This window comes from Pseudomonas sp. GW821-FHT03A09 (genome assembly GCF_059421065.1).
Genome location: NZ_JBWKUX010000005.1, coordinates 228,938 through 243,459 on the forward strand (window position 1 = coordinate 228,938; position 14,522 = coordinate 243,459).

The 14,522-nt window shown below is 60.9% G+C and carries 11 protein-coding genes; 4 read left to right on the forward strand and 7 right to left on the reverse strand.

The window, feature by feature from the left end; genetic code table 11:
- Positions 1 to 28 precede the first annotated feature (28 nt).
- The 7 genes from cmk to mtnA form a co-directional block, all read right to left on the reverse strand.
- On the reverse strand, positions 29 to 718 hold the full coding sequence (gene cmk / locus AC07V4_RS11390; RefSeq protein ID WP_003172653.1) for a (d)CMP kinase: 690 nt from the start codon (positions 716 to 718) through the stop codon (positions 29 to 31).
- Positions 715 to 2,925 (reverse strand): bifunctional prephenate dehydrogenase/3-phosphoshikimate 1-carboxyvinyltransferase, encoded by a 2,211-nt coding sequence (locus AC07V4_RS11395; protein ID WP_492636404.1) that lies wholly within the window; start codon positions 2,923 to 2,925, stop codon positions 715 to 717. The genes cmk and AC07V4_RS11395 overlap by 4 nt, the downstream gene beginning before the upstream one ends.
- A 28-nt stretch (positions 2,926 to 2,953) precedes the next feature.
- Positions 2,954 to 4,066, reverse strand: coding sequence for a histidinol-phosphate transaminase (gene hisC, locus AC07V4_RS11400; protein WP_492636248.1), 1,113 nt, complete (start codon positions 4,064 to 4,066; stop codon positions 2,954 to 2,956).
- A 9-nt stretch (positions 4,067 to 4,075) separates the two neighbouring features.
- Positions 4,076 to 5,170, reverse strand: coding sequence for a prephenate dehydratase (gene pheA, locus AC07V4_RS11405; RefSeq protein ID WP_003172650.1), 1,095 nt, complete (start codon positions 5,168 to 5,170; stop codon positions 4,076 to 4,078).
- The gene (gene serC, locus AC07V4_RS11410; RefSeq protein WP_492636247.1) at positions 5,170 to 6,255 is read right to left on the reverse strand and encodes a 3-phosphoserine/phosphohydroxythreonine transaminase; all 1,086 of its coding nucleotides are present in this window, start codon (positions 6,253 to 6,255) and stop codon (positions 5,170 to 5,172) included. Before serC ends, pheA begins: the two co-directional genes overlap by 1 nt.
- Before the next feature lie 243 nt (positions 6,256 to 6,498).
- On the reverse strand, positions 6,499 to 9,153 hold the full coding sequence (gyrA, locus tag AC07V4_RS11415; RefSeq protein ID WP_431750504.1) for a DNA gyrase subunit A: 2,655 nt from the start codon (positions 9,151 to 9,153) through the stop codon (positions 6,499 to 6,501).
- 424 nt (positions 9,154 to 9,577) lie between these two features.
- Entirely contained in the window at positions 9,578 to 10,648 is a 1,071-nt protein-coding gene (mtnA, locus tag AC07V4_RS11420; RefSeq protein ID WP_492636246.1) for an S-methyl-5-thioribose-1-phosphate isomerase, read from the reverse strand.
- Positions 10,649 to 10,757: 109 nt separating this feature from the next.
- Here mtnA and AC07V4_RS11425 point away from each other — a divergent pair, with 109 nt between their 5' ends.
- The 4 genes from AC07V4_RS11425 (at position 10,758) to AC07V4_RS11440 (ending at position 14,446) form a co-directional block, all read left to right on the forward strand.
- Positions 10,758 to 12,089, forward strand: a complete 1,332-nt coding sequence (locus tag AC07V4_RS11425; RefSeq protein ID WP_492636245.1) for a TRZ/ATZ family hydrolase — start codon at positions 10,758 to 10,760, stop codon at positions 12,087 to 12,089.
- A gap of 64 nt (positions 12,090 to 12,153) precedes the next feature.
- Entirely contained in the window at positions 12,154 to 12,852 is a 699-nt protein-coding gene (ubiG, locus tag AC07V4_RS11430; RefSeq protein WP_492636244.1) for a bifunctional 2-polyprenyl-6-hydroxyphenol methylase/3-demethylubiquinol 3-O-methyltransferase UbiG, read from the forward strand.
- Between the two features lie 4 nt (positions 12,853 to 12,856).
- Complete coding sequence (mupP, locus tag AC07V4_RS11435; protein ID WP_492636243.1) at positions 12,857 to 13,528, forward strand: N-acetylmuramic acid 6-phosphate phosphatase MupP; 672 nt, start codon at positions 12,857 to 12,859, stop codon at positions 13,526 to 13,528.
- 177 nt (positions 13,529 to 13,705) lie between these two features.
- On the forward strand, positions 13,706 to 14,446 hold the full coding sequence (locus AC07V4_RS11440; protein ID WP_492636242.1) for a YciK family oxidoreductase: 741 nt from the start codon (positions 13,706 to 13,708) through the stop codon (positions 14,444 to 14,446).
- Positions 14,447 to 14,522: the final 76 nt, after the last annotated feature.

The window sequence follows — 14,522 nt, forward strand, 5'->3', positions numbered from 1 at the left end:
TATGACTGGTCCCCTGCGGCCTTCTTGATCACCCGGCGATATCGCGAATGGCGATTTCACTCAAGATGCGTTCCAGCACCTGCTCGATGGACAACTCCGTGGAATCCAGCTGTATGGCATCAGCCGCCGGCTTGAGCGGGGCTACTGCGCGCTGGGTATCACGCTCATCGCGTGCACGGATCTCATCTAGCAGACTCGACAGACTAACACCATCGACTTTGCCCTTCAACTGCAAGTAGCGGCGACGAGCTCGCTCCTCGGCGCTGGCGGTCAGGAAGATCTTCAGCGGCGCTTCAGGAAATACGACCGTTCCCATGTCTCGGCCATCGGCCACCAGGCCCGGCGGCTCTTGAAACGCCCGCTGACGCTGCAGCAATGCATCACGCACGGCCGGCAACGCAGCTACCTGGGAGGCCCAGGAGCCGACTTGCTCGTTACGAAGATCATCAGTCACGTCATCCCCTTCCAGGATGATGCGCTGGGGGTGACCTTCCGTCGCCCCGACGAACTGCACATCAAGGTGCGCCGCCAACAGCTTCAGGGATTCTTCGTTGGTCAGGTCGACGCCATGGTTGCGCGCAGCAAACGCCAGCAGGCGATACAACGCGCCGGAATCCAGCAGGCACCAACCCAGGCGCTTGGCCAGAATGCCGGCGATCGTGCCTTTGCCCGAGCCACTTGGCCCGTCGATGGTAATCACCGGTGCTTTGATATTCACAATTGAGCCTCTTGGGCAACACGGATGCCGACTTGGGCACACAGTGTAAGAAAGTTCGGAAAAGACGTAGCAACATTGGCGCAGTCACGGATACGAATCGGCGCCACCGCCCGCAGGGAGGCTACGCTGAACGCCATGGCAATCCGATGATCGCCATGGGCATGGACTTCACCACCACCGATCAGACCACCGTCAATGATAATCCCATCAGGAGTCGGTTCACACTTAACCCCCAGCGCCAGCAGACCGTCGGCCATCACCTGGATGCGATCAGACTCCTTGAGGCGTAACTCTTCAGCACCTCGCAGCACGGTGCGCCCTTCGGCGCAGGCCGCCGCTACAAACAGCACCGGGAATTCGTCGATCGCCAGCGGCACCAGTGCTTCAGGGATTTCAATCCCCTTCAACTCTGCTGCACGCACGCGCAGGTCAGCCACGGGTTCGCCGCCGACTTCGCGCGGGTTTTCCAATGCGATATCCGCCCCCATCAGCCGCAGGATATCGATCACCCCGGTACGCGTCGGATTGACGCCGACATGCTCCAGCAACAGCTCGGAGCCCTCGGCAATCGAAGCAGCCACCAGGAAAAACGCCGAGGAGGAAATATCCCCGGGCACTTCAATATGGGTAGCGGTCAGCGCATGGCCAGACTCTACTGACGCCGTCGCCCCTTCCACCGCCACCGGATAACCAAAGCCACGCAACATGCGCTCGGTATGGTCGCGGGTCGGCGCGGGCTCAGTGACAGAAGTCTTACCCTCAGCGTACAGCCCCGCCAACAGCAGGCAGGATTTAACCTGCGCACTGGCCATTGGCAGCGCGTAAGTCAGCCCCTTCAGCACCTGACCACCCCGAATGGTCAGCGGCGGACGCCCTTCGGGCCCGGTCTCGATGACCGCGCCCATTTCCCGCAGCGGCTTGGCCACGCGGCTCATCGGACGCTTGGACAACGACGCATCGCCAGTCAACATGCTGTCAAAGCTCTGCGCCGCCAACAACCCGGACAGCAGGCGCATGGACGTACCGGAGTTACCCAGATAAATCGGCCCCGGCGCCGGCTTCAAGCCCTGCAAGCCCACACCGTGAATGGTCACGCGCCCATGGTGCGGTCCTTCAATCACCACGCCCATGTCGCGAAATGCTTGCAAGGTCGCCAGGGCATCTTCGCCCTCCAGGAAACCTTCGACCTCGGTCACCCCCTCCGCCAATGAACCCAGCATAATCGACCGATGGGAGATCGACTTGTCACCCGGCACCCTGATACTTCCGCTCAAGCGGCCGCCCGGGTTGGCGAGGAAGGTCAATTCATCAGCGTTCACAGCGGTTTCCATATAAGCCCGGCGAGCCAGGATCTTGCTGAAATGCTCACGCGCCACCCGCGCACGGGTGAATACACCCAATAATTGATGGCCATCCCCGGCATCGACCGCGTCGCGCAAGGCGTCGAGATCACTGCGGAAAGTGTCCAAGGTGCGCAATACAGCTTCGCGATTGGCCAGGAAGATGTCGTGCCACATCACCGGATCGCTGCCAGCTATACGCGTAAAATCACGAAAACCACCCGCGGCGTAGCGAAAAATATCGAGGTTCTCGTTACGCTTGGCCAAGGAGTCCACCAGACCAAAGGCCAGCAGGTGGGGCAAATGACTGGTTGCCGCCAACACTTCATCGTGGCGCTCGACCTGCATATGCTCGACATCCGCCCCCAGCTCGCGCCAAAGCCGATCGACCACAGCCAGGGCTGCCGGATCGGTTTGTTCAAGCGGTGTCAGAATCACCTTATGGCGGCGGAATAACTGCGCGTTGGACGCCTCCACCCCGCTCTGCTCGGAACCGGCAATCGGGTGGCCCGGAACAAACCGCGCCGGCATGCCACCAAACGCCAGTTGTGCCGCGCGCACCACATTGCCCTTGGCACTGCCGACATCCGTCAGGATCGCTTGCCCCAGGTCCATTCCGGCGAGCAGAGCCAGCAGCTTCTCCATCGCCAGGATCGGCACGGCAAGCTGGATCACATCCGCGCCCTGGCACGCGAGCGCCAGGTCAGCCTCACAGCGATCCACCACACCCAACTCAACCGCCAGCTTGCGCGATTGCGGGTCCAGGTCCACACCGACCACTTCGCCACACAACCCGCTTTCACGCAGGCCTTTGGCGAAGGAGCCGCCGATCAACCCCAGGCCGACCACCACCAGGCGACCGATCATAGGCACAGCAGGTTGCAATGCAGTGACATCAACCACGGGCCAGAACCTTGGCCAATGCCTCCAGGAAGCGGCTGTTTTCAGCCGGCAAACCGATGGTGATACGCAGGTGGTTCGGCATGCCGTAGTTGGCCACCGGACGCACGATCACACCTTCGCGCAGCAAGCCCTGAAACACTGGCGCAGCCACTTGGCCGAGATCGACGCAAATGAAGTTGCCCTTGGATGGAATCCACCCCAGGCCCAACTCACGGAAACCTTCCTGCAACTGCAGCATGCCGCGCTCGTTGATGCGACGACCTTCTTCCAGGTACTCGACATCCTTCACCGCCGCACAGGCCGCCGCCAGGGCCAGGCTGTTGACGTTGAACGGCTGACGCACACGGTTCAGCACGTCCGCGACAACCGCCGTGGACAGACCATAACCCACCCGCAACGACGCCAGGCCGTATGCCTTGGAGAACGTGCGCGACACCAGCAGGTTCGAGTAAGCCGCCAGGAAGTCCAGGCCGTCCGGCAGGTCACTGCCTTCGGCGTATTCGATATAGGCCTCGTCCAGCACCACCAACACGTGTTCAGGCACATCCTGCAGGAAATCGTCCAGCGCCTGAGCGTCGAACCAGGTGCCGGTCGGGTTGTTCGGGTTGGCGATAAACACCACGCGGGTTTGCGCGTCGATGGCCGCCAGCATCGCCGGCAAATCATGGCCCCAGTCTTTGGCTGGAATCACTTTCGCATCGGCACCCACAGCCTGGGTCACGATCGGATAGACCGCGAATGCGTGCTCACTGAACACCGCGTTCAGGCCTGGCGCCAGATAGGCACGACCAACCAGCTCAAGAATGTCATTGGAGCCGTTGCCCAGAGTGACCTGGCTCAGTTCCACCCGGCACTTTTCCGCCAACAGGGACTTGAGGGCAAAGCCGTTGCCATCGGGATAACGTGTCAGCTCAGCCAGCTCTTCGCGAATCGCCGCCAGCACTTTCGGACTAGGGCCCAGCGGGTTCTCGTTACTCGCCAGCTTGACGATGCGGGAAGGGTCCAGATTCAACTCACGCGCCAGCTCGTCCACAGGCTTGCCCGGAACGTAAGGCGACAGTTGTTGCACGCCCGGCTGCGCCAGGGCGAGGAAGTTGCCACTCATGTTAAAGCCTCACAAAACCGCTTTCGGGTAAGAGCCCAGCACCTTGAGTGCAACGGCTTCCTGACTGATTTTCTCCAGCACACCCTTGACCAGCGGGTCGCGATGGTGGCCGATGAAGTCGATAAAGAACACATAAGTCCATTTACCGCTGCGCGAAGGACGAGTCTCGATGCGCGTCAGGTCAATCCCGTTATCGTGGAACGGCACCAGCAACTCATGCAGCGCACCGGGCTTGTTGCTCATGGAGACGATGATCGAAGTCTTGTCGTCGCCAGTCGGCGGCACTTCCTGGCTGCCGATCATGAGGAAGCGCGTGGAGTTGTCCGGGCGGTCCTCGATTTTCTCGGCCAGGCGGGTCAGGCCGTACAGGCCCGCAGCCATATCACCGGCAATGGCCGCCGAGTTCCACTCACCCTTGACCCGCTTGGCGGCTTCGGCGTTGCTAGAGACCGCCACGCGCTCGACATTCGGGTAATGCGCGTCCAGCCACTTGCGGCACTGGGCCAAGGACTGGGCGTGGGAGTAGATACGACTGATGCTGTCGGTCTTGGTGTTCTCGCCCACCAGCAGGTGATGGTGGATACGCAGCTCGACTTCACCACAGATCACCATGTCGTGCTCAAGGAAGCTGTCCAGCGTGTGGTTCACAGCACCTTCGGTGGAGTTCTCCACCGGCACCACGCCAAAGTTCACCGCACCGGCCGCCACTTCACGGAACACTTCATCGATCGCCGCCATCGGCTTGCTGATCACCGCGTGACCGAAGTGCTTCATCGCCGCCGCCTGGGTGAAGGTGCCTTCAGGACCGAGATACGCCACTTTCAGTGGCTGCTCCAAGGCCAGGCACGACGACATGATTTCGCGGAACAACCGCGCCATCTCTTCGTTGCCCAGCGGACCTTTGTTGCGCTCCATCACGCGCTTGAGCACCTGGGCTTCACGCTCGGGCCGGTAGAACACCGGCACTTCGCCTTCCGCGAGGGACGCCATCTTCACCCGTGCTACTTCCTGGGCACACCGCGCACGCTCACTGATCAGTTCCAGGACTTTCTCGTCCAGGCTGTCAATGCGTACGCGCAGGGCCTTGAGTTCTTGCTCAGACATTAGCCGTGTTCCTTTTCGAACTCTGCCATGTAGGCAACCAGCGCGTTGATCGCATGGATGTCGACGGCGTTGTAGATAGAGGCGCGCATGCCACCCACCGAGCGATGGCCCTTGAGGTTCAGTAAGCCACGCTCGTCGGCACCGGCCAGGAATGGCTTGTCCAGACGGTCATCAGCCAGGCGGAACGGCACGTTCATCCACGAGCGGTCGGTCAGGTTGATCGGGTTGCTGTACAGGCCACTGGCGTCGATGAAGTCGTACAGGGTGCGCTTCTTCACTTCATTAAGCTTGCCCATAGCGGCAACACCGCCCTGCTCTTTCAGCCATTCGAACACCAGGCCGGAGAGGTACCAGGCAAAAGCCGGCGGGGTGTTGTACATCGAGCCGTTGTCTGCCGCGACCTTGTAGTTGAGCATGGTCGGGCACAACGAACGGGCGCGACCCAGCAAGTCTTCACGGATAATGTTCACCAGGATGCCGCTCGGGCCGATGTTCTTCTGCGCACCTGCGTAGATCATGCCGTACTTGGACACATCGATCGGGCGCGAAAGGATGTCCGAAGACATATCGCACACCAGCGGCACGTCACCGACTTCCGGCACCCAGTCGAATTCCAGGCCACCGATGGTCTCGTTCGCGACGTAGTGCACGTAGGTCGCGTCCTTCGACAGCTTCCACTCGTTCTGACCCGGAATGGCGAAGTAATCGTAAGGCTTGGCAGTGCCTGCCACGTTGACGTGACCGTAGCGGGAAGCCTCTTCAATAGCCTTCTGCCCCCAGATACCGGTGTCGATATAGTCGGCGGTGCCATCTTCCGGCAGCAGGTTCAGTGGAATCTGGGCGAACTGCTGGCTCGCGCCACCTTGCAGGAACAACACTTTGTAGTTGGATGGGATGTCCAGCAAGTCGCGCAGATCCTGCTCGGCCTTGGTGGCGATGGACACGAACTCATCGCTGCGATGGCTCATTTCCATCACGGAGAGGCCTTTTCCATGCCAGTCGAGGAGTTCACCCTGCGCGCGCTGCAGGACTGCTTCAGGAAGCGCCGCGGGACCGGCACAGAAGTTATAGGCTCTCTTGCTCACATCCAATCTCACTCTGATCTGGTGGGGCTGCAATCATGTTCGGCAACAACCTTTCTCTGGAGCGAACCCTTGTGGGAGCTGGCTTGCCTGCGATAAGGGCGCCTCGGTAGCGCAGTGATACCGCGGCGCTGCCATCGCAGGCAAGCCAGCTCCCACATTGACCGCGTCCAGCCAAAGGACATGTTATTTCAGAAGGGACAAACAACAAGGGGGCGAATCTTCATCCGCCCCCTGTGTGTCCGCTTATTCCTGCGGTTCTTCTTCGTCTGCGGCAGCGTCGAGTGTTGGCTCGTCGACGTTGTCATCGCCTGCTGCGATCACCTCGCCTTCAAACTCCTCACCTTCCACTTCTTCGCCTTCGACTTCCGACGGCTCCTGGACACGCTCCAGGCCGACCAGTTTTTCGTCCTTGGCCAGCTTGATCAAGGTCACGCCCTGGGTGTTACGACCCAGGCTCGACACCTCAGCCACACGGGTACGCACCAGGGTGCCCTGGTCGGAAATCAGCATGATTTCCTCGCCATCAAGCACCTGGACCGCGCCAACCAGACGGCCGTTGCGGTCGTTGCTGACCATGGCGATCACGCCCTGGCCGCCACGCTTGTACTCCGGGAACTCGCTGATGGCGGTGCGCTTGCCATAACCACGCTCGGAAGCGGTGAGGATCTGGCTGCCTTCTTCCGGGATCAACATCGAAATCAGCTTCTGCCCTTCCGGCAGGCGCATACCACGCACACCGCGAGCGGTACGGCCCATGGCACGAACGTCGGACTCCTTGAAGCGTGTCACCTTGCCGCCGTCAGAGAACAGCATGACTTCACGCTCGCCATCGGTGATGGCGGCGGAGATCAGTACGTCGCCTTCGTCCAGTTCCAGGGCGATCAGGCCCACGCTGCGTTGACGGCTGAAGGATTCCAGCGGGGTCTTCTTCACGGTGCCTTTGGCGGTAGCCATGAAGATGAAGTGACCTTCAGTGTATTCCTCGACCGGCAGCATAGTGGTGATGTACTCATCACTGTCCAGCGGCAGCAGGTTGACCAGCGGACGACCACGGGCGGCACGGGAAGCTTCCGGGATTTCGTAGGTTTTCAGCCAGTACACCTTGCCCTTGCTGGAGAACAGCAGGAGCGTGGTGTGGCTGTTGGCGACCAGCAGGTGAGCGATGTAGTCCTCATCCTTCACGCCAGTAGCCGATTTACCTTTACCGCCACGACGCTGGGCCTGGTACGCAGCCAAAGGCTGGGTCTTGGCGTAACCGCCGTGGGAGATGGTCACCACACGCTCTTCTTCCGGGATCATGTCACCCAGGGTCAGGTCGAGGCGTGCATCGAGGATCTCGGTGCGGCGCACATCGCCGTATTCGGCGCGGATCACTTCCAGTTCTTCGCGGATCACTTCCATCAGGCGCACGGCGCTGCTGAGGATGCGGATCAACTCGCCGATCTGGTTGAGGATCTCCTGGTACTCGGCCAGCAGCTTCTCGTGCTCCAGGCCGGTCAGGCGGTGCAGGCGCAGTTCCAGGATAGCCTGGGCCTGTTCCGGCGAAAGGAAGTACTTGCCTTCGCGCAGGCCGTATTGCGGGTCCAGGGTCTCCGGACGGCAAGAGTCGGCGCCGGCACGCTCAACCATGGCCACCACCGCACTGGATTCCCAAGGCGTGCTGATCAGCGCTTCCTTGGCTTCCGATGGGGTTGGCGAAGCCTTGATCAGTGCGATAACCGGGTCGATGTTCGACAGCGCAACCGCCTGGCCTTCCAGGATGTGGCCGCGTTCGCGAGCCTTGCGCAGCTCGAACACGGTACGACGGGTAACCACTTCACGGCGGTGACGGACGAAGGCTTCCAGCAGATCCTTGAGGTTCAGGATGCGCGGGCGGCCGTCGATCAGTGCAACCACGTTGATACCAAACACGCTTTGCAGCTGGGTCTGGGCGTAGAGGTTGTTGAGGATCACCTCAGGCACTTCGCCACGACGCAGCTCGATCACGACGCGCATACCGTCCTTGTCGGACTCGTCGCGCAGTTCGGTAATGCCTTCGAGCTTCTTCTCTTTAACCAGCTCGGCGATCTTCTCGATCAGACGCGCCTTGTTCAGCTGGTATGGGAGTTCGGTGATGACGATCTGCTGGCGGCCACCGACCTTGTCGATGTCTTCGATGATCGAGCGGGCGCGCATGTAAATGCGGCCGCGACCGGTGCGGTAGGCTTCGATGATGCCGGCACGACCGTTGATGATCGCGGCGGTCGGGAAGTCCGGACCCGGGATGTATTGCATCAGCTCATCGACGGTCAGCTCTGGGTTGTCGATGAGGGCCAGGCAACCGTCGATGACTTCACCGAGGTTGTGCGGCGGGATGTTGGTCGCCATGCCCACGGCGATACCGCTGGAACCGTTGACCAGCAGGTTGGGGATCTTGGTGGGCATGACCGCCGGGATCATTTCGGTGCCGTCGTAGTTCGGCACCCAATCCACGGTTTCTTTATGCAGGTCGGCCAGCAGCTCGTGCGCCAGCTTGGTCATGCGCACTTCGGTGTATCGCATGGCCGCGGCGTTGTCGCCGTCGACCGAACCGAAGTTGCCCTGGCCGTCTACCAGCAGGTAGCGCAGGGAAAACGGCTGGGCCATCCGAACGATGGTGTCGTACACCGCAGTGTCGCCGTGAGGGTGATACTTACCGATCACGTCACCGACAACACGGGCAGATTTCTTGTACGGCTTGTTCCAGTCGTTACCCAGCTCGCTCATCGCGAACAGCACACGCCGATGCACGGGCTTCAAGCCATCGCGCGCATCAGGCAGTGCCCGACCGACAATTACGCTCATCGCGTAGTCGAGGTAGGACTGTTTCAGCTCGTCTTCGATATTGACCGGGAGGATTTCTTTGGCCAGTTCGCCCATGAGAAGCCTGATTCCTTTTTCGGGTGAAACCTCGTCACATCCATATGGGACGAACGAAGCTCGCCGCTGCCGGCAAGTGCCTGACAACGACTTACGACAAATCAACGAGTTATGACACGGATCTGCGCGTTATAGGCAACCCCTCGGGGCAGCCCTGGAAACCGCCGGATGTTATCACAATCGCCGCCACGCACCTATCCCCCTGATGCGCATGGAGCATAGTAAGTTGACGGATGACAGGCTTGAGGGGGACGAGAGGGGCTCAGAGCTGGGTTGATGCAATTTTAAGGGGGCAGATCCGAGAGAATTATTGACTTTGATGACCAATCGGGGGCAAGCCCCCCCTCCCACACTTGGGCTGTGAACACATTCAAATGTGGAAGGGGGCTTGCCCCCGATTACAATCTGACAGGCACTACAGCCCTCAATGCAGCCGCTTACGGCACATCAACTTGGCCAGCTTGGCCGTGTCAGGCCGTTCGACGACACCTTTTTCAGTCACGATCACATCGATCAGGTCTGCCGGGGTCACATCAAACACCGGGTTGAAGGCATTCACCTCCAACCGCTGGCCATTGACGTCCAACAACTCACTGGCATCGCGCTCTTCCAAGGCGGCATCATCACCTGTGGCCATCATCAGATCGAGGGTAGAACTCGGCGCCACCACCATGAAGCGCACACCATGGTGCATGGCGCACACCGCCAACTGATAGGTGCCGATCTTGCCGATCACATCGCCATTGGCGGCAATGCAGTCGGCACCGACGATCACCCAGGTCACGCCTTTGGTCTTGAGAATATGGGCACCCGCAGAGTCGGCGTTTACCGTGACCGGGATGCCCTCGCCCGCCAGTTCCCAGGCTGTCAGCCGCGAACCTTGCAGCCAGGGGCGGGTTTCGTTGGCATAGACCTGCTCGACCAAGCCCTCCAGGAACGCCGCACGAATCACCCCCAGTGCCGTACCGACGCCACCGGTAGACAGGGCGCCTGCGTTGCCGTGGGTCAGAATCGCCTGGGCGTTGCCTTGGTGTTTACGAATCCGCTCGACACCCAGCTGAGCCATCACGAGGTTGGCTTCCCGATCGCTCTCATGGATCGCAATGGCCTCGGCTTCCAGCGCAGCCAACGGATCAGCGTGTTTCTTGACGCGATCCAGGCGGTCGCGCATGCGCTTGAGGGCCCAGAACAAATTCGACGCGGTCGGGCGGGAGTCGGCCAGAAGTGCGTAGTCCTCCTCCCACGCAGCCTGCCAGTCACCGCCTTCGGCGAGTCGGGAACGGGCCGCCAGCACCAACCCATAGGCTGCGCTGATACCGATGGCCGGCGCGCCACGCACCACCATCGAGCGGATCGCCTGAGCCACCTCATCGACTGTCGTGCAGGTGATCCAGTGTTCCCGGGACGGCAACGCACGCTGATCAAGCAGGTGCAGCGCGCCATCACGCCAATCGATGGCCTTTACTTTCTCTGCAGCCAACAGTCGGTCGCGCATCCCTTACCCCGCACTCATGAACAAAAGCCGCCGATTATAGCGATCCGCCAGCCAGGACGCTCGGGTATACTTCGCCCTTCTTTTATAGCTGCCTGGGAAGAAGCCTGCGATGACCGCCACTGCCGCCCCCCTCGACTTATTGCTACTGCCAACCTGGCTGGTACCCGTCGAACCCGCTGGTGTGGTGCTCAAAGCGCATGGCCTGGGCATTCGCGACGGGCGAATCGCGTTTATCGGGCCTCGCGACGCCGCCTTGAAGCTCGCCGCCAAAGAAACCCGCGAACTGCCGGGCATGCTGCTCAGCCCCGGGCTGATCAACGCCCACGGCCACGCCGCCATGAGTCTGTTTCGCGGCCTGGCCGATGACCTGCCGCTGATGACCTGGCTGGAAAAACACATCTGGCCCGCCGAAGCCAAATGGGTCGATGAAGCCTTTGTACGCGACGGCACCGACCTGGCTATCGCCGAACAGCTTAAAGGTGGCATCACCTGCTTCTCCGACATGTACTTCTTCCCCAAGGTCGCCAGCGACTGCGTGCACAACAGTGGCATGCGCGCGCAGATTGCCATTCCGATCCTTGACTTCCCGATTCCCGGCGCCGCCAATGCCGATGAAGCGATTCGCCAGGGCGTAGAGCTGTTCGGCGACCTCAAGCATCACCCGCGCATCAAGATCACCTTCGGCCCCCACGCGCCCTACACCGTGTGCGACGACAACCTGGAAAAAATCCGGGTGATCGCCGAAGAGCTGGACGCGTCGATCCATATGCACGTGCACGAAACCGCCTTCGAAGTGCAGCAGGCCGTCGAACAAACTGGTGAGCGCCCACTGGCGCGCCTGGGCCGCCTCGGACTGCTGGGCTCGCGCTTCCAGGCCGTTCATATGACCCAAATCAGCGAGGATGACCTGGCTTTGCTGGTAGAAAGCAACACCAGCATCATCCATTGCCCGGAATCGAACCTGAAACTGGCCAGCGGCTTCTGCCCGGTGGAACGCCTGTGGCAAGCAGGGATCAATGTAGCGATCGGTACCGACGGCGCCGCCAGCAACAATGACCTGGACTTGTTGGGTGAAACCCGCACCGCCGCGATGCTGGCCAAGGCCGTTGCCGGATCAGCCACCGCACTGGATGCCCATCGCGCCCTGCGCATGGCTACCCTGAATGGCGCCCGTGCCCTGGGCCTGGAGAGCGAGATTGGCTCGCTGGAGGTCGGCAAGGCCGCCGACATGGTGGCCTTCGATCTGTCCGGGCTGGCACAACAACCGATCTACGACCCGGTCTCACAGCTTATATATGCCACCGGGCGCGATTGTGTGAAACACCTTTGGGTCGCCGGCAAGCAGTTGCTCGACGACCGGCGATTGACCCGCATGAACGAACGAGAGCTGATCGCCTCGGCGACTGAGTGGGGCCGACGCATCAGCGGGCACAACGAATAACGTCGGTTTTGGCGCTGCGCGTCCAACACCTGCAAACCGATTTATCAGATTTAGAGGATTCACCATGAGCAACGTCGACCACGCCGAAATCGCCAAATTCGAAGCCCTGGCTCACCGCTGGTGGGACCGCGAAAGCGAATTCAAGCCCCTGCACGACATCAACCCGCTGCGGGTCAACTGGATTGACGAACGCGTCAACCTGGCCGGCAAGAAGGTCCTGGATGTCGGTTGCGGCGGCGGCATCCTCAGTGAAGCCATGGCCCAGCGCGGTGCCACCGTAATGGGCATCGACATGGGCGAAGCCCCGCTGGCCGTGGCCCAGCTGCACCAATTGGAGTCCGGCGTGAGCGTGGAATATCGCCAGATCACCGCCGAAGCCCTGGCTGAAGAGATGCCGGAGCAGTTCGACGTGGTCACCTGCCTTGAAATGCTGGAGCACGTACCAGACCCGTCGTCGGTGATCCGCGCCTGCTTCCGCATGGTCAAGCCGGGCGGCCAGGTGTTCCTCTCCACGATCAACCGCAACCCCAAGGCTTACCTGTTCGCCATCATCGGCGCCGAATACATCATGAAACTGCTGCCGCGCGGCACCCATGACTTCAAGAAATTCATCCGCCCTTCCGAACTGGGCGCCTGGAGCCGTCAGGCCGGGCTGACCGTCAAGGACATCGTCGGCCTGACCTACAACCCGCTGACCAAGCATTACAAGCTGGGCAACGACGTTGACGTCAACTACATGATCCAGACCCTGCGCGAGGAGTAAGCCTGTGAAGTTGCGAGCAGTTCTCTTCGATATGGATGGCACCCTGCTGGACACGGCGCCGGACTTCATCGCCATCTGCCAGGCGATGCGCGCCGATCGCGGCCTACCACCGATGAACGACCAGCACATCCGCGATGAAATTTCCGGCGGTGCAAGGGCGATGGTGGCAGTGACGTTCTCGATGGACCCGGAATCCCCAGGCTTTGAAGAATTGCGCCTGGAGTTCCTGGAGCGCTACCTCCAGGGCTGCGCGATCCACAGCAAGTTGTTCGACGGCATGGGCGAGCTGCTGGCAGACATCGAAAAATCCAAGCTGGTGTGGGGCGTGGTCACCAACAAGCCGCTGCGCTTTGCCGAACCGATCATGCAGCAGTTGGGCCTGGCCGAGCGCTCGGCACTGCTGATCTGCCCGGATCACGTAAAGAACAGCAAACCGGACCCGGAACCGCTGATCCTGGCGTGCAAGATGCTCGACCTGGACCCGGCCAGCGTACTGTTCGTGGGTGACGACCTGCGTGACATCGAGTCCGGCCGCGACGCTGGCACCCGCACCGCCGCGGTCACGTTCGGCTACATCCACCCGGACGACAACCCACGCAACTGGGGGGCCGATGTGGTGGTGGATCACCCGCTGGAACTGCGCAAGGTGCTAGATAGCGCACTGTGCAGTTGCTGATTGCTTACATATCTCAAAACCGCTGATGTCAATGTGAGAGCTGGCTTGCCTGCGGTAGCGGCCTGCCAGCCAACACTTCTGCTGACTGATACTCCGCTATCGCAGGCAAGCCAGCTCCCACAGGAATTGGATTCCACATTGAGCGCTGTATCACTGTGAATTCTGTCGAGGTTGTTTATGTTTGATTACTCCGCACGTCCAGAACTGCTCAAAGGCCGGGTGATCCTGGTGACCGGCGCCGGTCGCGGGATTGGCGCGGCGGCGGCAAAGACCTATGCCGCCCATGGCGCCACCGTGTTGCTGCTGGGCAAGACCGAAGCCAACCTGGCCCAGGTGTATGACGAGATCGAAGCCGCAGGCCAACCGCAACCCGTGGTGATTCCGTTCAACCTGGAGACTGCCCTACCCCATCAATACGATGAGCTGGCGGCGATGATCGAAAAGGAGTTCGGCCACCTCGACGGCCTGCTGCACAACGCCTCGATCATCGGCCCACGCACGCCGATCGAACAGTTGTCCGGTGAGAACTTCATGCGGGTGATGCATGTGAACGTCAACGCGATGTTCATGCTCACCAGCACTCTGCTGCCATTGCTCAAGCTGTCCCAGGATGCGTCGGTGGTGTTCACCTCCAGCAGCGTCGGGCGCAAGGGTCGGGCCTATTGGGGCGCTTACGGCGTATCGAAATTCGCCACCGAAGGCTTGATGCAAACCCTGGCCGATGAGCTTGAGGATGTGGCGTCAGTACGCTCCAACAGCATCAACCCAGGCGGCACGCGCACCAGCATGCGGGCCCAGGCGTACCCAGGGGAGAACCCGATGGAACGGCCCGCACCGGAAGAAATCATGCCGGTGTACCTGTACCTGATGGGGCCGGACAGTGCCGGCATCAATGGCCAGGCGTTCGACGCGCAATAACTGACGCACCAAAAACCAAATGTGGGAGGGGGCTTGCCCCCGATAGCGGAGGATCAGTCAACAGATACAGTGACTG